This is a genomic window from Streptomyces sp. NPDC039480, from assembly GCF_055597165.1.
On the sequence record NZ_JBVITX010000017.1, the window covers coordinates 89,039 to 113,415 of the forward strand.

Annotated in this window: 21 protein-coding genes and 1 pseudogene; 14 read left to right on the top strand and 8 right to left on the bottom strand. The window is 71.0% G+C overall.

Translation table 11 applies throughout. The features are described 5' to 3' along the window. The first annotated feature begins 39 nt into the window (after window positions 1-39). Complete coding sequence (locus ACZ56E_RS37575; protein WP_471221540.1) at window positions 40-1,893, top strand: serine/threonine-protein kinase; 1,854 nt, start codon at window positions 40-42, stop codon at window positions 1,891-1,893. A gap of 26 nt (window positions 1,894-1,919) precedes the next feature. After that, complete coding sequence (locus ACZ56E_RS37580) at window positions 1,920-2,441, top strand: hypothetical protein (protein ID WP_471221389.1); 522 nt, start codon at window positions 1,920-1,922, stop codon at window positions 2,439-2,441. Window positions 2,442-2,452: 11 nt separating this feature from the next. On the opposite strand, the gene ACZ56E_RS37585 is transcribed toward ACZ56E_RS37580, so the two are convergent. Together ACZ56E_RS37585 and ACZ56E_RS37590 are read right to left on the bottom strand one after the other, a co-directional pair. After that, window positions 2,453-3,007: a cysteine hydrolase family protein gene (locus ACZ56E_RS37585; RefSeq protein ID WP_471221391.1), complete on the bottom strand. Its 555-nt coding sequence runs from the start codon at window positions 3,005-3,007 to the stop codon at window positions 2,453-2,455. Window positions 3,008-3,036: 29 nt separating this feature from the next. Next, window positions 3,037-4,119 (bottom strand): LacI family DNA-binding transcriptional regulator, encoded by a 1,083-nt coding sequence (locus ACZ56E_RS37590; protein ID WP_471221393.1) that lies wholly within the window; start codon window positions 4,117-4,119, stop codon window positions 3,037-3,039. Between the two features lie 98 nt (window positions 4,120-4,217). Here ACZ56E_RS37590 and ACZ56E_RS37595 point away from each other — a divergent pair, with 98 nt between their 5' ends. Further along, entirely contained in the window at window positions 4,218-5,186 is a 969-nt protein-coding gene (locus tag ACZ56E_RS37595; protein WP_471221395.1) for an ROK family protein, read from the top strand. A 64-nt stretch (window positions 5,187-5,250) separates the two neighbouring features. Here ACZ56E_RS37595 and ACZ56E_RS37600 read toward each other — a convergent pair whose 3' ends face one another. Next, window positions 5,251-6,369, bottom strand: a complete 1,119-nt coding sequence (locus ACZ56E_RS37600; protein ID WP_471221398.1) for an FAD-dependent oxidoreductase — start codon at window positions 6,367-6,369, stop codon at window positions 5,251-5,253. Window positions 6,370-6,422: 53 nt separating this feature from the next. Here ACZ56E_RS37600 and ACZ56E_RS37605 point away from each other — a divergent pair, with 53 nt between their 5' ends. After that, window positions 6,423-7,115, top strand: coding sequence for a TetR/AcrR family transcriptional regulator (locus ACZ56E_RS37605; RefSeq protein WP_471221400.1), 693 nt, complete (start codon window positions 6,423-6,425; stop codon window positions 7,113-7,115). Between the two features lie 59 nt (window positions 7,116-7,174). Here ACZ56E_RS37605 and ACZ56E_RS37610 read toward each other — a convergent pair whose 3' ends face one another. Further along, window positions 7,175-9,235, bottom strand: coding sequence for an NPCBM/NEW2 domain-containing protein (locus tag ACZ56E_RS37610; RefSeq protein WP_471221402.1), 2,061 nt, complete (start codon window positions 9,233-9,235; stop codon window positions 7,175-7,177). Between the two features lie 265 nt (window positions 9,236-9,500). Between ACZ56E_RS37610 and ACZ56E_RS37615 the strand changes: the two genes are divergently transcribed. The 4 genes from ACZ56E_RS37615 to ACZ56E_RS37630 all read left to right on the top strand — a co-directional run bounded on the left by ACZ56E_RS37615 (window position 9,501) and on the right by ACZ56E_RS37630 (window position 15,025). Continuing rightward, window positions 9,501-10,769: an ABC transporter substrate-binding protein gene (locus tag ACZ56E_RS37615; protein ID WP_471221542.1), complete on the top strand. Its 1,269-nt coding sequence runs from the start codon at window positions 9,501-9,503 to the stop codon at window positions 10,767-10,769. Between the two features lie 2 nt (window positions 10,770-10,771). Further along, window positions 10,772-11,656: a carbohydrate ABC transporter permease gene (locus ACZ56E_RS37620; protein WP_471221404.1), complete on the top strand. Its 885-nt coding sequence runs from the start codon at window positions 10,772-10,774 to the stop codon at window positions 11,654-11,656. Then, complete coding sequence (locus ACZ56E_RS37625) at window positions 11,653-12,534, top strand: carbohydrate ABC transporter permease (protein ID WP_471221405.1); 882 nt, start codon at window positions 11,653-11,655, stop codon at window positions 12,532-12,534. Before ACZ56E_RS37620 ends, ACZ56E_RS37625 begins: the two co-directional genes overlap by 4 nt. Window positions 12,535-13,147: 613 nt before the next feature. Next, window positions 13,148-15,025: an SMI1/KNR4 family protein gene (locus ACZ56E_RS37630; RefSeq protein ID WP_471221407.1), complete on the top strand. Its 1,878-nt coding sequence runs from the start codon at window positions 13,148-13,150 to the stop codon at window positions 15,023-15,025. Here ACZ56E_RS37630 and ACZ56E_RS37635 read toward each other — a convergent pair. Continuing rightward, a complete protein-coding gene (locus tag ACZ56E_RS37635; protein ID WP_471221409.1) occupies window positions 15,010-15,405 on the bottom strand; it encodes an STAS domain-containing protein in 396 nt (131 codons plus the stop codon). The two genes, ACZ56E_RS37630 and ACZ56E_RS37635, sit on opposite strands and share 16 nt — an antisense overlap. A gap of 345 nt (window positions 15,406-15,750) precedes the next feature. Here ACZ56E_RS37635 and ACZ56E_RS37640 point away from each other — a divergent pair, with 345 nt between their 5' ends. Then, the gene (locus tag ACZ56E_RS37640; protein WP_471221411.1) at window positions 15,751-16,791 is read left to right on the top strand and encodes an NUDIX hydrolase; all 1,041 of its coding nucleotides are present in this window, start codon (window positions 15,751-15,753) and stop codon (window positions 16,789-16,791) included. 55 nt (window positions 16,792-16,846) lie between these two features. On the opposite strand, the gene ACZ56E_RS37645 is transcribed toward ACZ56E_RS37640, so the two are convergent. After that, the gene (locus tag ACZ56E_RS37645) at window positions 16,847-18,202 is read right to left on the bottom strand and encodes a M20/M25/M40 family metallo-hydrolase (RefSeq protein WP_468605648.1); all 1,356 of its coding nucleotides are present in this window, start codon (window positions 18,200-18,202) and stop codon (window positions 16,847-16,849) included. Between the two features lie 135 nt (window positions 18,203-18,337). Between ACZ56E_RS37645 and ACZ56E_RS37650 the strand changes: the two genes are divergently transcribed. After that, window positions 18,338-19,540, top strand: coding sequence for a geranylgeranyl reductase family protein (locus ACZ56E_RS37650; protein ID WP_398308273.1), 1,203 nt, complete (start codon window positions 18,338-18,340; stop codon window positions 19,538-19,540). Between the two features lie 83 nt (window positions 19,541-19,623). Here the strand turns inward: ACZ56E_RS37650 and ACZ56E_RS37655 are convergent. Continuing rightward, window positions 19,624-20,094 (bottom strand): annotated as a pseudogene (locus ACZ56E_RS37655) (nitroreductase family deazaflavin-dependent oxidoreductase); the annotation flags it as partial. 193 nt (window positions 20,095-20,287) lie between these two features. Here ACZ56E_RS37655 and ACZ56E_RS37660 point away from each other — a divergent pair. The 4 genes from ACZ56E_RS37660 to ACZ56E_RS37675 all read left to right on the top strand — a co-directional run bounded on the left by ACZ56E_RS37660 (window position 20,288) and on the right by ACZ56E_RS37675 (window position 24,090). Then, window positions 20,288-20,992 carry a TetR/AcrR family transcriptional regulator gene (locus tag ACZ56E_RS37660; protein WP_471221414.1) on the top strand — a complete coding sequence of 235 codons (705 nt, stop codon included), beginning with the start codon at window positions 20,288-20,290 and terminating at the stop codon, window positions 20,990-20,992. 76 nt (window positions 20,993-21,068) lie between these two features. Continuing rightward, window positions 21,069-21,977, top strand: coding sequence for an EamA family transporter (locus tag ACZ56E_RS37665; RefSeq protein WP_471221415.1), 909 nt, complete (start codon window positions 21,069-21,071; stop codon window positions 21,975-21,977). Window positions 21,978-22,120: 143 nt separating this feature from the next. Then, window positions 22,121-23,428, top strand: a complete 1,308-nt coding sequence (locus ACZ56E_RS37670; protein ID WP_471221417.1) for a sensor histidine kinase — start codon at window positions 22,121-22,123, stop codon at window positions 23,426-23,428. Next, complete coding sequence (locus tag ACZ56E_RS37675; RefSeq protein ID WP_471221419.1) at window positions 23,425-24,090, top strand: response regulator; 666 nt, start codon at window positions 23,425-23,427, stop codon at window positions 24,088-24,090. Before ACZ56E_RS37670 ends, ACZ56E_RS37675 begins: the two co-directional genes overlap by 4 nt. Here the strand turns inward: ACZ56E_RS37675 and ACZ56E_RS37680 are convergent. Further along, window positions 24,051-24,326: a DUF6332 family protein gene (locus tag ACZ56E_RS37680; RefSeq protein WP_471221421.1), complete on the bottom strand. Its 276-nt coding sequence runs from the start codon at window positions 24,324-24,326 to the stop codon at window positions 24,051-24,053. The two genes, ACZ56E_RS37675 and ACZ56E_RS37680, sit on opposite strands and share 40 nt — an antisense overlap. Between the last annotated feature and the right edge of the window lie 51 nt (window positions 24,327-24,377).

Here is a 24,377-nt window from a genome sequence, read left to right on the forward strand (position 1 = left end):
TGTACGCCACGGAAAGTGGCGTCACAGAACGGGGCAGCGGTGTTTTCGGGGGATCAGGTACAGCCGGGGAACCAGGAACAGCCAGGCAACCAGGAACAGGCCGACGGGGTGGGCAGACTCCTCGCCGGGCGCTATCGCGTCGTCGCACAGCTCGGCCGCGGCGGCATGGGTGTCGTCTGGCGCGCCGTCGACGAGGTGCTGCACCGTGAGGTCGCCGTCAAGGAACTGCGCACCTTCACGGACGCGGCGGGACCCGAACTGGCCGACCTGCGCCTGCGCATGCAGCGCGAGGCCCGGGCGGCCGCCCGCGTGCGCCACCCCGGAGTCGTCGCCGTGCACGACGTGGCGGAGGTCGAAGGCCGTCCCCTCATCGTCATGGAGCTCGTCGACGGGCCCTCCATGGACGACGTGCTGCGCGACCGCGGCGCACTCGACCCCCACGAGGCCGCGGCCATCGGCGCCAAGGTGATGGAGGCCCTGGCCGCGGCCCACCGCGTGGGCGTCCTGCACCGCGACGTGAAGCCCGGCAACATCCTCCTGGAGTCCGGCGGCCGCGTCGTCCTCACCGACTTCGGCATCGCCACGATGGACGACCCCGGCGACGGCTCCGCCACCCACCTCACCCGCAGCGGCGAACTGGTCGGCTCCCTGGACTACTTGGCGCCCGAGCGCGCCCAGGGCCAGGACCCCGGCCCCGCCTCCGACGTCTGGGCCCTCGGCGCCACGCTGTACGCCGCGGTCGAGGGCGCCTCGCCCTTCCGCCGTACGTCGACGTGGTCCACGCTCACCGCGATCGTCACCGACCCGCTGCCCGAGCCGCGGCGTTCGGGGCCCCTGACCCCCGTACTGCGACAGCTCATGGACAAGGACCCGCAGGCGCGCCCCGACGCGGACACGGCCCGCATGCTGCTCGACCGCGTCGCTGCGGCGCGGGGCGTGCACGGCGCGCCCGTACAGGAGCAGCCGTACGGCACGACACAACGCAGCATCCCCAGCACGCCGCCACCCGGCTTCGGCCCCGCACCGTCCCCGGCGCCCTCGCCCGCTCCCGCCCCCACTCCCGCCCCGTCCCCGGCGCCGTCCCCCGGTCCTGCACTGTCCCCGGCGCCGTCCCCCGCTTCCACCCCGTACGCGACGCCGAGCGGGCCGGCCCCCTCCGCGAGCCGCGCCGAGACCCGCTCCACGCGGCGGCGCCCGCGCCGTGGCCGCGCATGGCTCGCCGCGGCCGCCACCGCCGTCGTCCTCGCGGCGACGGGGGCCACCGTGGCCGTGCTCAGCAGCAAGGACGACGGCGGAAGCCAGGCGCGCGAGGGCGTGGCTCCCGCAGGCGCGGACTCGGCCGATGACGACGGCAGCCGGGGCCCGCTCGGCGGTGGCGAGTCCAAGCGTCCCAAGCCGTCGGGGCACGGCGACAAGAAGCCCCGCAAGCCGGACACGAAGCACTCCGGCGACGCCGAAGGCGCCGACAAGGGCGACAAGGGCGACGAGGGCGACCCGGACGGCAAGGACCGGTCCGACCGGGACAAGGGCAAGGGGACGGACAAGGGCGGCGACGAGGCCGCGGCACGCCCCGACGCCACCCGGCCGACCGAGGACGGCTCGGCGGCGACCCCCGTCTGCCATCCGGCCGGCGGCGGCAAGTACAACTGCGACGTATGGCAGACCGCCAAGTCGTACACGGCGGGCGGCGCCCACGTGGGCACGCTGAACGCGGGCACCAACTATTTCTACTGCCAACAGAATCTCGGCCGCCGCGAGACGCACGGCCAGTGGACGAACGTCTGGTGGGCGAAGACGGACGACGACAGCGGCAACACCGACGTCTTCGTCAGCGACGTCTACATCAAGGGCGGCGACAACGACAAGCCGCTGCCGGGCCTGCCCACCTGCTGAGGCCGGACGAGACGGAAATCGAGCCGATGAACGAAAACCTCGACAGAGGCGAAACCGGCGGCACAGGCGAAACCGGCGGTGCAGGCGACGCCGAGGCGGTGTACGCGCGCGTCGCGGACGCCGTGACGGGCACGGCGTACCGTCTGCGGCGGACAGAGCGCGGCTTCGACCTGGTCGTGGACGTCCCGCAGCTGAGCCGGCGCGTCACACAGGTGCACACCTACCGCGTCGAACTGCGCCCGCGGGAGAAGACCTTCACCATCACGGACATCGTCCGCACCAGCGAGCGCGGCCCGTTCGGAGTGCCGCAGAGAAAAGTCGAGATCGGCCGGAGCCGCTACCGGACGTGGAGCCGCTCACTGGACGGCAGTGAGCGGACGTCCTTCTCGTCCGCCGACGGCCACCGTCTGATCCGCGGCGTGGCCGAGGAGCTGGGCTGGACGGAGCTCCGGCCCGCCGGTCAGCGGACCGGCCTCGTCTTCGGAGCCGTCGGCGGACTGCTGGCCCTCGGCACGCTCATCGCTCTCGCCGTCGGCTTCTGGCCGTAGCCGGCCCACCGTCAGAGCCGTTCTCCCGGCCACGCGGTGCAGGGCACGACCTCGAAACCCCGGCTGGGGAAGACGGAGTCCATGAAGAAGTCGTGTATCGCCACGTCGCCGTCGGCGCACCCGTCCCGCAGCACGGTCACACGGTAGTCGCGGTCCGCCGCGTCGTAGCACGTCGCGGCCACCATCGCGCTGGTCGCGACGCCGGCGACCGCGACCGTGCTGATGCCCCGCGCGCGGAGCACGAGTTCGAGATCCGTGCCGGCGAACGCGCTGGCGCGGCGTTTCAGCACGACGACGTCCTCGTCCTCGACCGGCAGAGCGATCCCCGTCCCGGCCGACCCCTCGTGGAAGGTGTCACCGGCTTCGTAGAACGTCCTGAACAGTTCGTTGTCCGGCGGCAGGTCGGATCCGTTGGCCCGGACGGCGAAGTGCACGAACACGACGAGGACGCCGGCCGCGCGGGCCCGTGGGATCAGTTCGGTGAGCGGCGGCACGACACGCCTGGCGAAGGGGTAGCCGTTCACGATGCCCTGCTGGATGTCGCCGACAATCAATGCGGTGGTCATGACAGGCTCCCTTCCCCGAGTCGGTCGAGTCAGTCGGCGGGCGGCAGCTCGCCCGATCCGCGCGTGATGAGGCGCGTCGGCAGCTCGATCCGCTCCGGAGCCTCCGACACACCGTCGAGCTGGCGGAACAGCCGCTCCGCCGCCGTCCTGCCCAGCTGCGCCGCGTCCTGCGCCACGACCGTCACGCCCGGGTCCAGGAGGTCCGCGAGCTCGATGTCGTCGAAGCCGACCAGGGCCACGGGACGGTCGAGGGCGGCAAGGACGCGGACGACGGTCACCGTCACCCGGTTGTTGCCCGCGAAGACCGCGGTGACCGGCTCCGGGCCGCCCAGCATCGTCTCGGCCGCCGTCCGGACCCGCTCCGGATCGGTGACTCCGAGCGACACCCATGCCTCGTCGACGGGGATGTCCGCGTCCTCCATCGCCGCGCGGTAGCCGCGCAGGCGTTCTATGGCGGTGTGGATGCGCGGCTGGTCACCGATGAAGCCGATACGGCGGTGACCATGGGCGATGAGATGCGCGACGCCGTCCCGCGCGCCGCCGAAGCTGTCGGAGAGCACCACGTCGGCGTCGATCTTCCCGGCCGGCCGGTCGACGAAGACGGTGGCGACCCCCGCCGCGATCTCCGGCTCCAGATAGCGGTGGTCGTCACCGGCCGGGATCACCACGAGCCCGTCGACCCGCCGCGCGCACAGGGCGAGCACCAGCTCCTGCTCGCGGTCCGGGTCCTCGGCGCTCGATCCGTTGATGAGCAGCGCGCCGTGCGCCCGGGCGACCTCCTCCACGGCGCGGCTCAGCGGGCCGTAGAAGGGGTCGGCGAGATCCTCGAGGACGAGGCCGATGCTGGCGGTGCGGCCCTTGCGCAGCACGCGCGCGCTGTCGTTGCGGCGGAAGCCCAGGGCCTCGATGGCCTCCTGGACGCGGCGCTCGGTGTCGGGCGTGACGCCCGGCTCGCCGTTCACGACGCGCGAGACCGTCTTCAGGCCGACTCCCGCGCGCGCGGCCACGTCCTTCATGGTCGGCCGGTTGCCGTAACGGTTCGCGGGTCGTCGAGCGGCGATCTCGGCCACGGTGCGCAGTCCTGTCCTGTCGTCCACGGAGTCGTCGAGCATACGGCGTCGAGCATAGGGCCTGGACAACGTTGTCAGATGCAGGGGAGACTGACCTTCGCACTCTCCGGCCTGCCGATACACCAGGAGACCCGACACAGATGCACATGGACCTCGTCGCCGCACTCGACATCGGTGGCACCAAGATCGCCGGCGCCCTGGTGGACGGGCGCGGCCGGATCCTCCTGCGCGCACAGCGGCCGACGCCCGCGCGTGAGGACGGCGACACGGTGATGCGGGCGGTCGAGGAGGTCCTCACCGAGCTGACCGGCAGTGAGCTGTGGGGCAGGGCGGCGGCCGTGGGCATCGGCAGCGCAGGCCCCGTCGACGCGTCGGCCGGCACGGTCAGCCCCGTCAACGTACCGGGCTGGCGCGGCTATCCGCTGGTCGACCGCGTCCGCGCGCTCACCGGCGGCCTCCCCGTCGTCCTGGTCGGCGACGGCGTTGCGATGACCGCCGCCGAGCACTGGCAGGGCGCCGCCCGCGGCCATGACAACGCGCTGTGCATGGTGGTGTCGACGGGCGTCGGCGGCGGCCTCGTCCTCGGCGGCAAGCTGCACCCGGGCCCCACGGGGAACGCGGGCCACGTCGGTCACATCAGCGTGGACCTCGACGGCGACCCCTGCCCGTGCGGGGCGCGCGGCTGCGTCGAGCGGATAGCGAGCGGCCCGAACATCGCGCGCCGCGCCGTGGCCAACGGCTGGCGCCCGGGCGCCGACGGCGACACATCGGCGGCCGCGGTGGCGGCGGCCGCCCGCGCCGGGGACCCGGTCGCACTCGCCTCCTTCGAACGGGCCGCCCAGGCGCTGGCCGCCGGGATCGCCGCCACGGCCACGCTCGTCGAGATCGACATCGCGGTGATCGGCGGGGGAGTGGCGAAGGCGGGCGACGTCCTCTTCACACCGCTCCGCCGCGCCCTGCGGGACTACGCCACGCTCTCCTTCGTACGCCGCCTGACGGTGACCCCCGCACTGACGGGCACGGACGCGGGCCTGGTAGGAGCGGCGGCGGCCGCACTCGACGGGGCGCCGAGCGCGGCTGTGGATCTTCGGTCGGCGGTGGGGGGCTGAGGCGGGGGCGACGGGTCAGGGAGTAAGCCCACGGGAACGGTCGAATGACGACAGGCGCCGCCCGTCAGGATGGCTGGACTTGGTCGAAGAGGGCGAGGGCTTCGGCAGGGTCCGGGCTCACGAGGCGTTCCAGACCGGCCGTCGTGATCTTCGCCCATCTGCCGGCCCGTGCCCACATCTGTTCCTCGAAGGCGTGGACGGCCTCGTCCAGATCTGCAGGGCCGGTGGCGATGGACTCGGCGAGTTCGGCGCCTTCCAGCATCGCGAGGTTCGCGCCCGCCCCCAGTGGGGGCATCAGGTGGGCGGCGTCGCCCAGTAGCGTCACCCCGGGGACGTGGGTCCAGGTGTGGGACACGGGCAGGACGTAGAGGGGGCGGTGGACGAAAGCGGTGCCGTGGCGGAGGAGGTCGAGGATGGGAGCGGCCCAGCCGTCGAACAGAGCCAGCAGGCTCGATCGCACCGCCTCGACGTCGGCCAGGTCCAGGTTCGTGTGCCGGTCCAGCGGCGCGCGGAACTGGGCGTACACCTTGACGTGGCCGCCGCTGTTGCGCTGGGCCACGAGAGCCCGGTTCACGCCGTACACAGCCACGGAACCGTCGCCGATCAGCCGGGCGAGGTCAGGGTGGCGGGTGTCGACGTCGTCGAGGAAGGTCTCGACATAGGTGACGCCGGTGTAGTGCGGTGTCGCCGACGAGACCGCCGGGCGGGTCCGGGACCAGGCACCGTCCGCGCCGACCACGAGGTCGAACGCCTCCTGCCGCCCGTCCGCGAAATGCACCAGTACGCCATCCCGGGCGCCCGGCACCACCTGTGTCACGCCCCGACCCCACTGGACGTCCAGAGGGCCGAGCAGCAGGTCGCGGAGTTGTCCGCGGTCGATCTCGGGATTGGCCAGGTCGTCCGGACGGGGTTGCCAGTCGCGCAGGACGGTCCCGGCCGTGTCCAGGATGCGCATGGCCTGCCCCTCGGGACGGGACAGCGCCTGGAACTCCGCCAGCAGCCCCGCCTTGTCCAGCGCGAGCTGGCCCAGCCCTTCGTGCAGGTCCAGGGTGCCGCCCGGGGGGCGGGCGTCGGGGGCGGGATCGCGTTCGAGGACGGTGACGGGATGGCCATGGCGGTGCAGGACGCGGGCGAAGGTGAGGCCGGCGGGGCCGCTCCCGACCACAGCGATACGGTGTCTCATACCGATACACTGTATTTACTCGTTACGATGCATCGCAACAGTTCGGAGTGACCATGACCGTGTGGGACCGGCCGGAGCCGCCGACTCGCCCCGTGCCGCTCGACCGGGAGCGGATCGTCGCCGCCGCCATCGCGCTGGCCGACGAGGGCGGGCTGGAGGCGGTGTCGGTACGCAAGGTCGCGGCTCGCCTGGACGCCGGTCCGATGCGACTCTACAGATACATCTCCACCAAGGAGGAGCTGTTCGACCTCATGGTGGACGAGGTCCAGGCCGAGATTCTCCCCGAGGAGCAACCCGGAGACTGGCGGGAGGCGCTGCGCGTCCTCGCCCACCGCACCAGGCAGGCCGCCCTCCGTCACGAATGGCTGGCCGACCTGCTCGGCGGCCGCCCGGCCTTCGGCCCGAACGGCCTCGCCGTGGCCGAGTCCACCCTGTCCGCCCTCGACGGCCTCGCCGACATCGACACCGTCATGCGCGCCGTCGAGACCGTCAGCGCCTACTTCAACGGCGCGATCCGCCGCGAGATCACGAATCTGCGGGCCGAGCGCACCACGGGCCTGTCCAAGCACGACTGGCAGCGCGCCCGCGGCCCGCACCTGACGAGAATGCTGGCCACGGGCCGCTTCCCGGCGCTGACCAAGGCCGTGTACGAGGGCACGGACGTGGACGCCGAAACATCCTTCGCGACCGGCCTGGACTGGGTCCTCGACGCCGTGGCCGCCAAACTCGCCCGGCCGCCGGCGTGACGCTCACCTGACGGCGAGGTCACGGAGGCGCACGCGTGCGGCGCCTCCGCCCCCACCCCTCAGCAACTCAGCGTCGCGTCCGCCCAGTCGCCGTGGTCCGAGTCGATGCCGTCTCCGCCGTCCGTGACGACGAGGCGGACGACCTGGGCGCCGCTCACGTCCGCGGAGAGTTCCTGTGCGGGCATGGCGTTGGTGAGTACTCCGGTGGACGCGGTCTTCTCGCCGTCCGCCCAGATCTCGAAGGCGATCGTGCCCTTCGTGATCGTCTCGTCGTCGACGCCGACCTGCGCGGTGACCTTCTCGCAGGCCGCTCCGGTGTAGTACTCGACGGCGCTCTCCGCGTGCACTCCTAGGCCCTTCGCGTACACCTTTCCGCCGATGGTGATCGGCCTGCCGTCCCCGAGGCCCCTGTCGCCGTTGCTGGTGTTGCGCTCCACGGGCCCCCAGCCGTTGGTCGCCGACAGCCACGGCCGATCGCCCAGCAGGGAGGTGCCCGTCGGCGGCGCGACGACGACCTGGGCCGTGAGCGGCAGCACCTTCGTGGCCCGCGCGCCGTGCGGCGAGCGGTAGGTGGCCTTGAGGGTCACGTCGTACGAGCCCGGCTGCGTGCCCGTGGGCGCGGTGACCGTCCAGGACGTGGCGAGCGTCCGCCCGGTCCGCAACGAGCGTGCTGTGCTCGGTGAGGTCGCCCGCACGGTCCAGCCGGCGGGCGCGTCGAGCGTCACGGCGACCCGCCGGGCGGGTGTGCGGCCCAGGTTGGTGACCTTGGAGGTGACCTTCGCGGGCTCACCGGCCTCCACGAACAGGCCGCCGTCGACGCCGAGTTCGACGGCCGGCGGGTGGTGCGCCCACTTTCCGTCGGCGGACACGCGCAGCAGCACGGTGCCGTGCGCCGGGACCGTCGCGGCGATCCGGCCCGCCGTGTTGTAGCTCTTGTGCTCCCACAGATCGCGCAGGGTGTAGGCATGCGCGCCGGGGAGGCCGACCGCCTTCGCCGTCGTGGAGACGGACTGCGCGGTGCCGGTCTCGTTGAAGAGGGCGACGGCACGGCTGCCGTCCTTCATCTCCTTGGCGACGACCCAGCGCCCGCCCTGGGACGAGACGACCTCACCCTGCTTGCCGAGCGGGTCCTGGTCGACGGCGATGACTTCTTCGTTGCCGAGGATCTCGAAGGTCTCGGGGGACGCCTTGCGCAGGTCGGAGCCGATGAGCAGCGGCGCGGCCATGATCGACCACATCGAGAAGTGCGTGCGGTACTCGGTGTCCGTCATGCCGCCGTTGCCGACCTCGAGCATGTCGGGGTCGTTCCAGTGACCCGGTCCCGCGTACTTCGCGAGCGGCAGGTTCCGCTTCATGATCGAGAGCATGGAACCCCAGTTGTCACTGATGTCACCCGTGGTGCGCCACAGATGGCCGACGTCCGCCGCCCATTCCCACGGTTTGTTCTCGCCCCATTCGCAGATGCTGTAGACGATGGGCCTGCCGGTGGTCTCGGATGCGGCCTTCAGCGCGTCACGCATCGCGATGTACCGCTTCTTGGCATCCACGCCCTGGTTGTTGCAGTTGTCGTACTTGAGATAGTCGACGCCCCAGTCGGCGAACTGCTGGGCGTCACTGCGCTCATGGCCGAGCGCGCCGGGAAAGCCCGCGGAGTTGCAGGTCTTGGTGCCCGCGCTGGTGTAGATGCCGAGCTTGAGTCCCTTGGCGTGGACGTAGTCGGCGACCGCCTTGATCCCGTTCGGGAATCGCACCGGGTCCGGCACCAGCTTGCCGTTAGCGTCACGCTGCGGCAACGCCCAGCAGTCGTCGAGATTGACGTATTCGTATCCGGCGTCCTTGAGACCCTTCTCGACGAAAATGTCCGCGATCCCTTTGATCATCGCCTCGTCGAACTCGGCTCTGCAGTGAGTGGAGTTCCAGTTGTTGAATCCCATGGGCGGGGTCAGCGCGAGCCCGTCGGGGAGCTTCACGCGGGGCGCGTCGGCGGCCTGCCCGGCGGCGGGCGGGGCGGCGGTGTCACGTGCCGCGGCGGGCATGGCGAGCCCGGCGGCGCACAGCAAGGCGGCGGTCAGCGATCCGACCACTCTTCTGCGGGTGGTGCGGGCGGGGAGATGACGCATCGTTACGTTCCTCCGTACTCGCGGAAGATGGGGGGTTTGCATGCACGTGTCACGCGGGCGCTCACGGTAGGGCTTGTTGGACTCTGTTGGAAGAGGAGCGTTACCGGTTCGGCCACCCGGCGCCGGACCCCTTGACGGCGGTGCCTCTTGGGAGTGAGATCCAACCCTCGCGTGCGGTTGTGTTCGGTTGAACCCCGAGGAGGGGGACATGGCACAGTCAACGTTCAGCGGTCCCGGCGCTCTGAAGGGCATGACAGGACATCGGATGTCCCGGCGCAATCTCCTGCGGGGCACCGCCGCCGGAGCTGGGGCGGTCACGCTCCCCGCGCTGCTCGGCGCCTGTGGCGAGAAGCCGGGCAGCGACAAGAACGAAGTCACCATGGGCTCCAACTCCTCGGACGCCGTGCCGAAGAAGGCGTTCCAGGACGCCTTCGACGCGTACGAGAAGAAGACCGGGAAGACGGTCGAGGTCCACACCACAGAGCACAACGAATTCCAGCAGAACATCACACGCTATCTCCGCGCCACACCCGACGACGTCTTCATGTGGTTCGCCGGATACCGCATGCAGTACTTCGCCGAGAAGGATCTGCTGGTCGACATCAGCGATGTGTGGAAGGACTTCAGCGGCTTTTCCGAGGCGCTCAAGGATCAGTCCACGCACGAGGGCAAGCAGTACTTCGTGCCGTACTACTACTATCCGTGGGCCGTCTTCCACCGCAAGAGCCTCTTCGAGAAACAGGGGTACGAACAGGCCAAGAACTGGGACGACTTCATCGCCCTGGCCAAGAAGATGCACAAGGACGGGATTCCGGTCGCCTTCTGCGACAAGGACGGCTGGCCCGCGATGGGCACCTTCGACTACATCAACCTCCGCCTTAACGGTTACGACTTCCACAAAGCCCTGATGGCGGGGGAGGAGGCCTGGACGGACACCAAGGTCAAGAAGGTCTTCGACCTGTGGCGCGAACTCATGCCGTACTACCAGAAAGGCGCACTCGGCCGCACCTGGGAGGAGGCCGGACAGGGACTCCAGCGGCGCAGGACCGGCATGGCCGTCTTCGGAATGCCGCACCCCGGCCAGCAGTTCCCCGCCGACGAGCGCGACGACATCGACTTCTTCGCCTTCCCCGAGATCGACCCCGCGCACGGCCGGAAGGCGGTGGAGGCACCCATCGACGGATTCCTGATGGCCGACAAGGCGAAGAACAAGGAAGCGGGCAAGGACCTCCTCAGGTGGCTGGGAACCCCCGAGGCCGAGGACGTCTATCTGGCCGGTGACCCGAACAACGTCGCCGTCAACGACGGCGCCGACACCTCCAAGTACAGCGCGCTCCAGAAGAAATCCGCCGAACTGGTCTCCGGCGCCGAGCACATCTCCCAGTTCCTTGACCGCGACACACGCCCCGACTTCGCGCAGACCGTCATGATCAAGGCGCTCCAGGACTTCATCGACGACCCGAACGACGTCGACGGCCTGGTCAACAGCATCGAACGGCAGAAGAAGGACATCTTCTCGCAGGACGTCGGCTGACGATGGCCCGGCCGACCCGGTTCACCCGCCGTGACACGGTCGTCCTCGGCGTGCTCCTGGGCATTCCCGTCCTGATCGAAGCCGTCATCATCTGGGGCCCCACCCTCGCCTCCATAGGCCTGTCCTTCACTTCCTGGGACGGAATCGGCGACATCGAGTGGGTGGGCGGAAAGAACTACGAAAGCCTCGTCGACAACTACCCCGCCTTCTGGCCCGCCGTACGCCACAACCTTCTCTGGATCGCCTTCCTCGGCCTCGTGGCCACGCCGTTCGGACTTCTCCTCGCGGTCCTCATCGACCGCGGTGTCCGGTTCAGCCGCTTCTACCAATCCGTGCTCTACATGCCGGTGGTGCTCTCGCTCGCGGTCGTCGGTTTCATGGCGCAACTGCTCCTCGGCACCGACCAGGGCGTGGTCAACACGGCCCTCGGCGACGAAAAGGATCCGATCGACTGGCTCGGCGACTCCGACCTCAACCTCTGGATGATGATGCTCGCCGCGAGCTGGCGGCACACGGGATACGTCATGATCCTCTATCTGGCCGGGCTCAAATCGGTCGATCCGGCACTCAAGGAAGCGGCCCAGATAGACGGGGCGAACACGCGCCAGACCTTCTTCCGCGTCGTCCTCCCGACGCTGCGCCCGGTCAATGTCGTCGTCGGCGTCATCACGGTCATCGAAGCGCTGCGCGCCTTCGACATCGTGTACGCGGTGAACAAGGGCCGCAACGGCCTCGAACTGCTCTCCGTACTCATCACCGAGAACATCATCGGCGAGGCGAGCCGCATCGGATTCGGCTCGGCCATCGCGGTCGTCCTGCTCACCGTCTCCCTGGGATTCATCGTGACGTTCCTGGTCCAAGAGCTGCGAGGTGCGCGCGACCGATGACCGCAGAACCACGCACCGCGCCTCCTCGCCGCCGTGGCGCTTTCGGTGTCCCCCTCTTTATGGCCGCCGTGTCCCTCGCCTTCCTGGCCCCGCTCCTGCTGGCCGTCTACGCGTCGCTGCGGCCATACGAAGAGACGGCAGAACACGGCTACTTCTCCTGGCCCGACCGGCTGTCCCTCGACTACTACCGCGAGGCCTACACCGAATCCGGTATGGGCAAGTACTTCACCAATACGCTTCTGATCGCCGTCCCCGCGGTGCTCGTCACGCTCTTCCTCGCGTCCTTCGTCGCGTTCGCGGTGGCGCGCCTGCGGATCCGCGGCGGCATGTTCCTCCTGATGCTGTTCACGGCGGGAAACCTGCTGCCGCCACAGGTCATCGTCACCCCGCTCTACGCGCTCTTCCTGAAGATCCCGCTGCCCTGGTGGATGTCCGACTCGCTCACCCTCTACGACTCCTTCTGGGCACTCATCGTCGTCAACATCGGCTTCCAGATCGGTTTCTGCGTGTTCGTCCTCTCCAACTTCATGCGGACACTGCCGAAAGAGATCCTGGAAGCGGCGGTCGTCGACGGCGCGGGAGTCTGGACCCAGTTCTGGCGCATCACACTGCCCCTGTGCCGCCCGGCGCTCGCGGCCCTCGCCACGCTGGAATTCACCTGGATCTACAACGACTTCCTCTGGGCCCTGATCTTCATCTCCAACCCCGACAAACTCCCGATCACCTCGTCGCTGAACAACCTGCGCGGCCAGTTCTTCACGGACTACAACCTGCTGGCCGCGGGATCGGTCCTGGTGGCGCTCCCAACGGTCCTGGTCTTCCTCCTCCTGCAACGCCACTTCATCGCGGGGCTGACGCTGGGGGCGGGGAAGGGCTGAGCCCACGGTTGTTGCCGCCTACTGCATCCGGAACCGCCCCCGAGGGCGAAGTATCCGGCGCGGGGAACGGCTCGGCACCCCCGACCGGGCACGCCCTCGCGCCGCCGCTGGCGTCGGGTGTTCACGCACCCCGACGCCAGCGGCATGAAGGACACGAGACACGCACATCGAGTGCTGCACTTTGTCCTACGGCGGTTCTACGGTCACGTCAGAACTGATCAAGCAACGCGGAGTCACCATGAATGTGCGGCGCCCTCGGACGGGCCGGCCAGACAGCGGGGAACACGTCGAAGGGGGAGCGGCATGACGCGGCCGTCGGCCGTCGAACGGCAGGGCCGGCTCCTCGATCACCTCGACCGATGCGCAGTCTGCCAAAGCTTCAAGTACTGCCCCGTCGGCAGGCTGCTGCAGCGGCAGGTCCGGGAGGCGCGCCGTGCTCTGCGCCCGATGTGACCGGCCGATCCTGCCGGGCCAGCCGTACACCACACACGACATCCACAGCGCGTCCGCGGGAGGGGCGACAGTGCGGGTGCATGTCGCCTGCCCGGCGAATCCGCGCAGGTGACAGCCCGAGGCGCCGTCACTGTCAGTGGTCGGTGCCACGATGGCGTGCATGGAGATCTTCGAGTGGGGGCCGCTGCTCAAGCGGTGGAGCGAGGAATGGCTGGACGCGCTGGCCGCGAGCGAGCCGGAGGAGTTCGAGGAGCTGGACGAGGACCTGGTGCGGGGGCGCTGGCTCGGGTTCGGGCCGGCCGATCCGGCACGGCTCGCGGACCTGGAGGAGCGGGTCCGGGGCCTCGGCATAGAGGTGCCGCTGCCGCCGTCCCTCCGCTCCTTCCTGGAGACGACGGACGGCTGGCGCTTCGCGGGCGGCTTCGTCCATCTGCTGGCGGGTGCGGAGGACATCACCCCGTACGGAGATCCGTACGACTTGCAGGAGATGTACGAGAAGCGCCAGGACGAGCACGCCACCGAGCAGGAGGTGCTGGAGGCCGGCATGTGGGGGCGCGCCCTGCAGCTGGCGGTCGACTCGGACATGACGGATGTGCTGCTCGACCCCGGAGACGTGGACGCCGACGGGGAGTGGGCGGTCTATGTACGCCATGGATGGAGCGGCGAAGGCCCCGATAGGTACGGATCGTTCCGTGCGTTCATGGAGGAGATGTACAAGGAGTTCTACCGCCTGGGCGGCGGCGAAGCCGACTTCGGGAACGGGGTGACGCAGGAGCTCGACGACAAGGTGGAGCAGGCCCGACTCGCCTGCCTGCGAGGGGAGTTGGACGCGGCGCTCGCCGTCTTCGACGAGGCGGGGGAGTTCGGGAGACCGCGGGCGGCCCTGCTGGCGGCACAGCTCCGGGTGCTGCTCCACGGGCAGGGCTGGGTGCCGGTCGACCCACGCATGGACGATCCGCTGTACGCGGGCGAGTTCCTGCCCCTGAAGGCCCGCGACCACCTGCGCCACCACGGCTGGGACGACGCGTTCGTACTCGGCCCGATGACCGACGACTACGCCACGGACAGAGAGCGGGCCAAGGTCGTCCTGGAACAGGTCAGACGGCGCACGTACGAGTACAGCTCACCCGGCCCCTTCGGGCGCGCGGTCCAGGAGGCCAGGGAGCTGGCGCGCCGGGGCGACACGGACGGCGCCTGGCGGACCATCGCGGCGGCAGTCCCGCAGTGGGAGCCGTACGGCGAGGACCATGTGGCGCCCTTCGGCCTTCTCGGCGATCCCCTGCTCGGGCCGGTCGTCACGCCGGAGCGGGGCCGACAGCTGCTGACGACGCCGCGAGCGACCGGGGGAGGAGAAGCGGCGCCCGTGCCTGCGGCTGACACGGAGGCGGTGCATGACGGACTCGGGTGGCTGGCCCGGGACGCGAGCGGCGGACCGCGCCGGGCCACGTACCGGTTCCTCCTGGTGGAGGGCATGCCTCCCGAAGAGCTCGTGGAGCGGTTCGGCACCGGGCCGCTGGATCCCGTGGCGGGCGAGGCCGAGATGTGGAAGCTCCAGTTCCCGCCGCAGCAGGGGCAGTTCGTGGGGCAGTTCCTCACGGAGCAGGGGCGCCGAGGTCCCGTGGCCCGGGTCGGTGCCCGGGACGGCTGGAGCTTCGCCTTCGAGTCGGCCCTGCGGACCGGCTTCACCCCCGACCGTCCGGCCCACGCGGGCACCGAGCTGTCACGCGGCACCCGCGCCCTCACGGTCTGGTGCCGGCAGGGCCTGTTCCACTTCGCCTGCGCCGAGGACGGCGCCGAGCGGTACGGCTTTACGGTCCACGGGGCCGAGCGGCACCAGTGGGGCGACCTCCCGGCCGCGCTCTCCCCGGACCACCTGTTCCCGGACCCCGCCGGGCCCGCCACCGACCGCTCGGACGAGGGCCGTGCCCTGGACGCGATAGCGGCGACGTTCGACGCCTCGCTGCCCCGGTTCGCCCTCGACCACGGCAGGCTGCCGACACTCCGGACCAAGCCGTGGGCCGGTCAGACCTCGCCGTGACCCTGCGGTTCGCGGAGCGCCGCCTCCAGCGTCGGTGCCGGTGACAAGGCCGACATGAGCTTCGTGACGCGCAGCATGCGCAGCGTCATCGGCTGCGTGCACACCAGCCGGAAGCGGCCGCCTCTGCGGGTCACCCGTCGGTGGGCCCGCATCAGCAGGGAGAGCCCGGAGCAGTCGAGAAAGGTGACCGGGGTCAGGTCGACGACCACGAGGGGTTCGGGCCCCGCGGTCACGGTGTCCACCAGCGGAGCCATCCGCTGGTAGGTGACGAGGTCCAGCTCTCCGTGCATCTCGATCACGATCGCGTGGTCGAGTCCGTACACCCGTGGAGCGTGATCGCAGTCGTCGCGTGCGGATTCGAGCAGTTCGTGTTGGAGCATCCATCCCCCCAGCGCCGGCGCCGAGGTGCTCCCGCGGGAGCGTGGCGCAACAGGTGTGCCAGTCGTGAGGACACCGGGGGCCGGGGTGCCTGTCGCAGAACGCTAGCGGGGACCGGGGCGCTCTGGAGTGAGGGAACGATTCATGAAGGGCGCCGCCACACATTGGGGTGAACCTGAGGCGGTTTGCTTGACGTGTCGGCTTGCGTCTCCTGGGGGCGGGTGGCGGAGACTCCAGGGGCGTCGCGAAACCGCTGCGCCGTGGGTTGCTCCGCTCCCGACAGCGCCGGGTTTCCATGGCAGGGTGTTGCGGGCAAGCCACAGGGGGCCAACAGAAGAGGGGGAACCGTGATCGTCTGGATCAACGGCGCGTTCGGTGCGGGAAAGACCAGCGCCGCACGGGAACTGATCGAGCTGATCCCGAACAGCACACTCTTCGACCCCGAGGTCATCGGCGGCGCGCTGCCCTACCTGCTGCCGCCCAAGCGCCTCGACGAGGTGAGCGACTATCAGGACCTGCCGATCTGGCGCCGTATGGTCATCGACACGGCTGCCGCCCTGTTCGCCGAGGTCGGCGGCGTCCTCGTGGTGCCGATGACGCTGCTGCGCCAGGCGTACCGCGACGAGATCTTCGGCGGTCTCGCCGCGCGCAGGATTCCCGTACGGCACGTCCTGCTCGCCCCGGACGAAACGATCCTGCGGGAGCGAATAGCCGGCCGGCCCGTACCGCCGGACCTGCCCGACGGTGATCTGCGTGTACGGCAGTGGTCGTTCGACCACATCGAGCCGTACCGCGCCGCCCGCGCCGACTGGCTCGACATGGACGCGCACCTCGTCGACACCAGCGCCCTCACCCCGTACGAGACCGCCGAACACGTCGCCGACGCCGTCCGCAGCGGGGCCGCGCCCATCTGCGACATCGTGCAGACACCGGAGCCCACCGCGGAGACCCTCGCCGCCGGGGTGCTGCTCTTCGACGAACAGGACCGGGTGCTGCTCGTCGACCCCACGTACAAAGCGGGCTGGGAGTTCCCCGGGGGCGTCGTCGAGCCCGGCGAGGCCCCCGCGTGCGCGGGCGTGCGCGAGGTCGCCGAGGAGACCGGTATCCAACTGGCCGACACGCCGCGCCTGTTGGTCGCCGACTGGGAACCGCCGAACCCGCCCGGCTATGGAGGGATGCGGTTCCTCTTCGACGGCGGGCGGCTCGACAGCGGCGCGGTCCGCATGCTGCTGCCAGGACCCGAACTCCGCGGCTGGCGCTTCGTCACCGAACAGGAAGCCGCCGACCTGCTGCCCGCCGTGCGCTACGAACGGCTGCGCTGGGCACTGCGCGCCCGGGAGCGCGGGGCCGTGCTCTACCTCGAGGCGGGTGTTCCGATCGGCGGATAGCCGGGCGCGGCACCTCGGGGGCCCGGCCTCTCGCCGGGCCCCCGTGCCGCATCGGTCAGTTCGCCGCGTACTTCCGCAGGAACAGCGCCTCGGCCACCGAAAGCCGCTCCAGCTCCTCGGGCGACACGCTTTCGTTGACCGCGTGGATCTGGGCCTCCGGCTCGCTCAGGCCGATCAGCAGGATCTCCGCGCTCGGGTAGAGCGACGAGAGGGTGTTGCACAGCGGGATGGAGCCGCCCTGCCCCGCGTACTGCATCTCCTCGCCCGGATAGGCCTCGCTCATCGCCTCGGCCATCGCCGCGTACGCCGGGCTCTTCGTGTCCGCGCGGAACGGCTGGCCCTGCCCGATCTGCTCGGTCCGCACCCGCGCGCCCCACGGCGTGTGCGCCTCCAGGTGTGCCCGGAGCAGCTTCGTCGCCTCGGCCGCGTCCACGCCCGGCGGCACCCGCAGGCTGATCAGCGCCCGCGCGCTGGCCTGCACCGACGGCGTCGCGCCGACCACCGGCGGGCAGTCGATGCCGAGGACGGTGACGGCGGGCCGCGCCCAGATGCGGTCGGCGACCGTGCCCCGACCGATCAGCTCGACACCGTCGAGGACCTTGGCGTCCTTGCGGAAGACGGCCTCGTCGTACTGGAGTCCGTCCCACGCCTCGTCGCTCGTGAGGCCGTCGACCGTCGTCGTCCCGTCCTCGGCGCGCAACGAGTCGAGGGTGCGCACCAGCGCGCCGAGGGCGTCCGGGGCCGCGCCGCCGAACTGCCCGGAGTGCAGGTTCCCTTCGAGGGTGTCGACACTGACGCGGACGAGCGTCATGCCGCGGAGCGTCGACGTCACCGTCGGCAGACCGACCCGGAAGTTGCCCGCGTCACCGATGACGATCGTGTCGGCCGCCAGCAGTTCCGGGTGCGCTTCCGCGTACCGCTCCAGGCCGCCCGTGCCCTGCTCCTCCGAGCCCTCCGCGATCACCTTCACGTGCACGGGAACGCCGCCGTTCGCCTTCAGGGCGCGCAGCGCGAGCAGGTGCATGATCACGCCGCCCTTGCAGTCGGCGCTGCCCCGGCCGTACCAACGGCCGTCGCGCTCGGTCAGCTCGAACGGCGGAGTGGCCCACGCGGCCTCGTCGAGCGGCGGCTGCACGTCGTAGTGCGCGTAGAGGAGGACCGTCGGCGCGCCCGCCGGGCCCGGCAGGAAGCCGTACACCGACTGAGTGCCGTCCGGGGTGTCGAGCAGCGCCACGTCCTGGAAGCCCTCGGCGCGCAGCGCGTCGGCCACCCAGTTGGCGGCGGCCTCGCTCTCGCTCCTCGGGAACTGCTCGAAGTCCGCCACCGACTTGAACGCCACCAGTTCGGTGAGCTCCGCCTTCGCCTGCGGCATCAGTGAGGCGACGGTCTCGGCGATCGGATCGGGCGACATGGGCACGCTCCTCGTAGGTGCGACGTTGTATGTATGGGTACATGTGATCCTCCCACAGGCGGCGCCGCCGGACCTCCGCCGTAGGATGCCTGGGGAAAGCGCGGCCAACAGCGGGATCAGGAGCGGTAGACCAACGTGAGCAGCGAGAACTCAGCGGACGACACCCGGCACGTGTGGGACGTCGTCGTGGTCGGAGCCGGTCCCGCCGGTGCCTCGGCGGCATACGCGGCGGCGGTCGCGGGACGCACCGTCCTCCTCCTGGAGAAAGCCGAGCTCCCCCGCTACAAGACGTGCGGCGGCGGCATCATCGGCCCCTCGCGCGACTCCCTGCCGCCGGGCTTCGAGCTGCCCTTCCGGGACCGGGTGCACGCGGTGACGTTCACCCTCGACGGCAAGTTCACCCGCACCCGCCGCTCCCGGCAGATGCTCTTCGGGCTGATCAACCGCCCCGAGTTCGACCAGCAGCTCGTCGAGCACGCCCAGAAGGCGGGCGCCGAGCTCCGCACCGGCGTCACCGTCGCGCGCGTGGAGCAGCACGGACCCGAGGTCCCCGACCGGCGCACCGTCGCCGTCGTGCTGCAGGGCGGCGAGACCGTCCTGGCCCGCGCCGTGGTCGGCGCCGACGGCAGCGCGAGCCGCATAGGCGCGCATGTCGGCGTGAAGCTCGACCAGGTCGACCTCGGCCTGGAGGCCGAGATCCCGGTTCCGGAGACCGTCGCCGAGGACTGGGCGGGCCGGGTCCTCATCGACTGGGGCCCCATGCCGGGCAGTTACGGCTGGGTGTTCCCGAAGGGCGACACCCTCACCGTCGGCGTGATCTCCGCACGCGGCGAAGGTGCGGCAACCAAGCGGTACTTGGAAGACTTCATCGCCCGGCTCGGCCTCGCCGGCTTCGAGCCCAGCATCTCCTCCGGGCACCTGACCCGGTGCCGCAGCGACGACTCGCCGCTCTCCCGCGGCCGGGTGCTCGTCTGCGGCGACGCCGCGGGACTCCTGGAGCCGTGGACCCGCGAGGGCATCTCCTTCGCGCTGCGCTCCGGACGGCTCGCGGGGGAGTGGGCGGTGCGGATCGCCGAGGCGCACGACGCGGTGGACGCCCGCCGCCAGGCCCTGAACTACGCCTTCGCCATCAAGGCGGGCCTCGGCGTGGAGATGAGCGTGGGGCGCCGCATGCTCCAGACCTTCGAGCGCCGCCCCGGCATGCTGCACACGGCGATCACGGGCTTCCGCCCCGCGTGGAACGCCTTCGCGAAGATCACCCGCGGCTCGACGACGCTGGGCGAACTGGTCCGCACGCATCCGATGGTGGGCCGCGCCTTGCAGGCCCGGGAGCGCTAGGCGGCCACGGGCCCTTCTTTGCTTTCCGCCTTTCCGCTCCCCTTACTGTTTTTCTCGGCTTTCCGCGGCTGCGCGGCGTCGGCGGTGATCCGGAAGACGGGGTGGTCGGGCGCGGCCGCCAGGATCTCCTCGTCGGGAGAGGCGGCGGTCACGCCCTGGAAGTACTGATTGACCTCCCAGCCCCACTTCTCCAGATAGCCGCGCAGCAGCGGCACCTTCTCGGCGTCGGGCACCTCCACGGCGGTGAACTCCCGCACCTTGCGCCCCACTCGCAGCTCCCCGCCGCCGGCCGCGCGCATGTTCCGCACCCACTGCGAGTGCCCGCGCGCCGATACGAGGTACTGGCCGCCGTCGCCCTCATGCGTATACGGGTTCACGGGGACGCGTTGCATCTTGCCGCTCTTACGGCCTCGTACGGAGAGCTCGGCGCTGCCCATGAGGCTGACGCCGTGCCGCGCCAGCCAGCCGATCACGCTGTTCAGACGGACGTTGAGGCGGCCGCCCTTGAGGTAGTAGGGGGACGAGGTGGCGGACGTCGTAGACGTGGCAGACATGGGGCCCTCCTTGGGGCTGCGCCTGAGGCGGCCCTGGCCGGATTTCGAGAGCGGTGCTCTCGCTTGAGAGCAGTGTGCACGAGGCTGGTGCTCCGAAGCAAGAGCAGTGCTCTCGAATGAGTGCGTCGATCCGGAAAGTGGCCCCTGCTCTCGACCGTGTGCACTGCTCCGGTGCCATGGCACACTGACCCGCATGAGCAGCACCAGCGCCACCAAGGGAGCGCGGGCCCGCGCCCGCGAAGAAGTCACCGCGGCGATCAAGGACGAAGCGCGCAGACAGCTGGCCGCCGACGGCGCCGCGAAGCTCTCCCTGCGTGCCGTCGCCCGCGAGCTCGGCATGGTGTCGTCCGCGCTCTACCGCTACTTCCCCAGCCGTGACGACCTGCTGACGGCACTCATCATCGACGCGTACGACTCTCTCGGTGCCGCCGCCGAGGCCGCGCACGCCGGTGTGGCGGCGGAGGAGCCCGTTCGGCGGTGGACGGTGGTGTGTGAAGCGGTGCGTTCCTGGGCGCTGGAGCATCCGCACGAGTACGCGCTGATCTACGGTTCGCCCGTCCCGGGATACCGCGCGCCGGACTCGACCGTCCCGGCGGCCGCGCGCGTGGGCCGGCTGCTCATCGACATCGTGCGCGACGCCCACCGAGGGCGGGGCATCGCCCTCCAGCCCCTGCCGGAGACGTTGCGTGCCGAGAGCGAGCGGCTCGCGGCGGAGTTCGCGCCCGATCTGCCGCCCGCGGTGGTCACGGCGCTGGTCGCGGCATGGGCGCAGCTTTTCGGGCTCGTGGGGTTCGAGGTGTTCGGGCAGTTCAACCGCCTTGTCGAGGAACGGTCGGCGTTCTTCACGCATGCGGTGAGGCAGCTGGCTCACGGTGTGGGTCTGCTGCGGCAGAGCTGACACGCGTTAGTAGCGGGGCGGTGGGATAGGGGCGGGTGGGGCGAGTCGGAAGTGGCTTGAGGGGCACCCGCCAGGAATGGGCGCTTTACTCGCACTGGCCTCAGCGGCCTGTTACGGCATCGTCGACTTCGCCGGGGGACTGCTGTCACGCCGGATCCACTTCACCGTGGTGACGTTCCTCGGGCAGGTCGGAGGGTTGCTCCTCGCCCTCGTGATCGCGCTCGCGGTGCCCGCGGAGGCGGTCCGGTTCGCGGACGTGGCGTGGGGAGCGGCCTCCGGAGTGGGCAGTGCCGTGGCGATGCAGTTCCTCAACCGCGGTCTCAGCCGGGGCGCCATGAGCGTCGTGATCCCCGTGAGCGCCGTCACGGGGGTGGCGCTGTCGGTGCTGTGCGGCGTGCTGTTCCTGGGTGACCGGCCCACTCCGCTGGCCTGGCTCGGCATTTGTGTCACCGTTCCCGCGCTCTGGCTCGTCTCGGCGGGCGGGGCGTCGGGCGGTGCCACGGGCGGCGGTGGCGTGGGGGAGTCCTCCGCGCGAGTGCCCGTGGACGGCTTGATCGCCAGTGCGGGCGTGGCGGTGCAGTACATCGGACTCGCGCAGGCGGATCCGGCGAGCGGCGTGTGGCCCGTGGCCGCCGGACGCGTCGCGGCGGTTCTCCTGCTGCTGCCGAATGCGTGCCGACACGCCGACACGTTCCGTCGGCCGGGGCTGGCGCCGGGGGCCGGGATGGGGCCAGGGCGACCCCGGACCGGGGGCAAGCTGTCCGCTCTCGCCGTACTGATCGGTGCGGGCGCGGCCCTCGGGCTGATCCTCTACTTCTGGGCCACCCAGCAGCAGATGCTCGCCGTCGCCGTCGTCCTGGCCTCCCTGTATCCGGCGGTGCCGACGGCGCTCGGGCTCGCGGTGCTGGGCGAACGAGTCACCCGGGCCCAGACGACAGGCCTGGTGGGAGCGGTCGCGGCGGTCGTCCTGCTCACCCTGGGCTGAGCGCCGCCCGCCACCGCGTGCGGTCAGCGGTCCCCAAGCGTCTCCGCAGGTCGTCTCACGCCCCGTCTACTCCCTGGGGAGTACGCGTGATCGCCACGCCCGTCGGACGCCCACGGGACCCGTGCCGGTCTAGCGTGACCGTCATGGATGAGCAGCGCGAACGCAGGCCCGGCGGCAGGCCACCCTGGTGGAACGCCGGGGCCGGGGCCTGGGCCTGGGCTGGAGGCGGGTCCCGCGCCGATGCCGCACCCGGGCCCGGCCCTGGTGCCGCGGACCCGGCACACCACCGGCTCCCCTGGCTGACGACAGCCGCGCTCACCCTTTTCGTGCAGGTCGGTTCCGGGTTCGCCGGGCACGGTCAGCTCGACCGCGTGGACCTCGGCCCCTTCGGGCGGGTGCTGCTGTTCCTGGCCACGGCGGTCCTCCTGCTGCGCCACCGCCACCCCGTGCCGGTCGTCTGCGCCACCGCCGGGCTCACCCTCGTCTACATCGGTGCCGGATTCCCGTACGGGCCGATCTTCCTCGCCGTCGCCGTGAGCTGCTTCGCCGCGATCGTCGCGGGGCACCGGCGCGCGGCCTGGGGCGCCGTCGGCGGGCTCTGGGCGGGGCATCTGCTGATCGCGCACTGGCTCTACGAGTGGCTGCCGCCCGGCGACGACGGCCCCCGGCCCTGGGGCGAGGAGCTCGTGGTCGCCGTCTGGGTCGTCGCGATCGTCGCCGTGTCCGAACTCGGCCGCGTACGACGTGAGCAGTGGGCCAAGGAGCGGGCCGAACGCGCGCGGGCCGCCGAGCGGCGCGCGGACGAGGAACGGCTGCGGATGGCAAGGGAGTTGCACGACGTCCTCGCGCACAGCATCTCCGTCATCAACGTCCAGGCGGGCGTCGGTCTCGCGCTGCTCGACTCCGACCCGGAACAGGCCCGCACCGCGCTGACCACCATCAAGGCCGCGAGCAAGGAGGCGCTGGGGGAGGTGCGGCAGGTCCTGGGGACCTTGCGCGCCCCCGGGGAGGCGCCGCGCGCGCCGGCGCCGGGCCTCGACCGCCTGCCCGAGCTGGTCGAGCAGGCGAAGAGCGCGGGGCTGGCCGTCGAGGTCACGACCGAAGGCGCGCGGGCGAAGGTGCCGCCGGGCACCGACCTCGCCGCGTTCCGCATCGTCCAGGAGGCGTTGACGAACGTCGTACGGCACTCCGGTTCACGCCACGCGCGCGTGCTGGTGCGCCACGGGACGGCGTCGCTCACCCTGCGGATCGACGACGACGGACCCGCTACCGCCTCCGACGCGGGCGGCAGCGGCAACGGACTTGCCGGGATGCGGGAGCGGGCCGCCGCCCTCGGTGGCAAGATCGAGGCGGGCCCGCGTCCGGACGGCGGCTTCCGCGTCACCGCCGTACTGCCGATGGCGGCGGGCCGGGATCCCGAGGCCCGCACCGCACCCCGGGAGGCCCAGTGATCCGCGTACTGCTCGCCGACGACCAGTCCCTGGTCAGGGCAGGCTTCAAGGCGCTCCTCGACGCGCAGCCCGACATCCGGGTCGCCGGGGAGGCCGCGGACGGCGAGGAAGCGGTGCGGCTGGTGCGGGAACTGCGCCCCGACGTCGTCCTGATGGACATCCGCATGCCCCTGCTCGACGGGCTCGCCGCCACCCGCCGCATCACCGACGAGCCGGCACTCGAGGAGGTGAAGGTGGTCATGCTGACCACCTTCGAGCTCGACGAGTACGTCTTCGAGGCGATCCGCTCCGGAGCGTCGGGGTTCCTGGTGAAGGACACCGAACCGGAGGAACTGCTGCGTGCGGTACGGGCGGTGGTCGGAGGCGACGCGCTGCTCTCACCCGGGGTGACGCGCCGCCTCATCGCCGAGTTCGCGGCCCGCTCCAAGGAGCCCGCGGCCGCCGACGCCCTGGGCGCGCTGACCGAACGGGAGCGGGAGGTCATGGCCCTGGTCGGCATCGGCCTCTCGAACGAGGAGATCGCCCGCCGCCTCGTGGTCAGCCCGCTCACCGCCAAGACGCACGTCAGCAGAGCCATGGTGAAGTTGAACGCCCGGGACCGCGCCCAACTCGTCGTACTCGCCTACGAGTCGGGGCTCGTGCGCCCCGGCTGGCTGGGCTGACGCGTCGCGCGCCGGTGTCGTACGAGGATCGTCACCAGGGCGGCGACGAAGACGCAGGCCCCGGCGATCAGGCCGGCCCTGACCAGGGTCCCTTCGCTGGGCGACCGCACTCCGAAGAAGAACGCCGGAGACGCCACGGCCAGTACCGTGCAGCCCGCGAGGGACGTCGCGATGAACAGGGCGTAGGCGATCTCGACCGTGTTCGCGTCGCGCTCGGCCTGTGTCCGTCGCCCCATCCTTGAAGTGTGCGGTGCGCGGACTATGCGGACAAGCGTCAGGTGGTGGCG

What these genes read in the sequence shown, in the direction of transcription:
- ACZ56E_RS37580 (WP_471221389.1), top strand. Translation starts at nt 1,920, where the DNA reads ATGAACGAAAACCTCGACAGAGGCGAAACCGGCGGCACAGGCGAAACC.
- ACZ56E_RS37585 (WP_471221391.1), bottom strand. Translation starts at nt 3,007, where the DNA reads ATGACCACCGCATTGATTGTCGGCGACATCCAGCAGGGCATCGTGAAC.
- ACZ56E_RS37590 (WP_471221393.1), bottom strand. Translation starts at nt 4,119, where the DNA reads ATGCTCGACGACTCCGTGGACGACAGGACAGGACTGCGCACCGTGGCC.
- ACZ56E_RS37595 (WP_471221395.1), top strand. Translation starts at nt 4,218, where the DNA reads ATGCACATGGACCTCGTCGCCGCACTCGACATCGGTGGCACCAAGATC.
- ACZ56E_RS37600 (WP_471221398.1), bottom strand. Translation starts at nt 6,369, where the DNA reads ATGAGACACCGTATCGCTGTGGTCGGGAGCGGCCCCGCCGGCCTCACC.
- ACZ56E_RS37605 (WP_471221400.1), top strand. Translation starts at nt 6,423, where the DNA reads ATGACCGTGTGGGACCGGCCGGAGCCGCCGACTCGCCCCGTGCCGCTC.
- ACZ56E_RS37610 (WP_471221402.1), bottom strand. Translation starts at nt 9,235, where the DNA reads ATGCGTCATCTCCCCGCCCGCACCACCCGCAGAAGAGTGGTCGGATCG.
- ACZ56E_RS37615 (WP_471221542.1), top strand. Translation starts at nt 9,501, where the DNA reads ATGTCCCGGCGCAATCTCCTGCGGGGCACCGCCGCCGGAGCTGGGGCG.
- ACZ56E_RS37620 (WP_471221404.1), top strand. Translation starts at nt 10,772, where the DNA reads ATGGCCCGGCCGACCCGGTTCACCCGCCGTGACACGGTCGTCCTCGGC.
- ACZ56E_RS37625 (WP_471221405.1), top strand. Translation starts at nt 11,653, where the DNA reads ATGACCGCAGAACCACGCACCGCGCCTCCTCGCCGCCGTGGCGCTTTC.
- ACZ56E_RS37630 (WP_471221407.1), top strand. Translation starts at nt 13,148, where the DNA reads ATGGAGATCTTCGAGTGGGGGCCGCTGCTCAAGCGGTGGAGCGAGGAA.
- ACZ56E_RS37635 (WP_471221409.1), bottom strand. Translation starts at nt 15,405, where the DNA reads ATGCTCCAACACGAACTGCTCGAATCCGCACGCGACGACTGCGATCAC.
- ACZ56E_RS37645 (WP_468605648.1), bottom strand. Translation starts at nt 18,202, where the DNA reads ATGTCGCCCGATCCGATCGCCGAGACCGTCGCCTCACTGATGCCGCAG.
- ACZ56E_RS37660 (WP_471221414.1), top strand. Translation starts at nt 20,288, where the DNA reads ATGAGCAGCACCAGCGCCACCAAGGGAGCGCGGGCCCGCGCCCGCGAA.
- ACZ56E_RS37665 (WP_471221415.1), top strand. Translation starts at nt 21,069, where the DNA reads ATGGGCGCTTTACTCGCACTGGCCTCAGCGGCCTGTTACGGCATCGTC.
- ACZ56E_RS37670 (WP_471221417.1), top strand. Translation starts at nt 22,121, where the DNA reads ATGGATGAGCAGCGCGAACGCAGGCCCGGCGGCAGGCCACCCTGGTGG.
- ACZ56E_RS37680 (WP_471221421.1), bottom strand. Translation starts at nt 24,326, where the DNA reads ATGGGGCGACGGACACAGGCCGAGCGCGACGCGAACACGGTCGAGATC.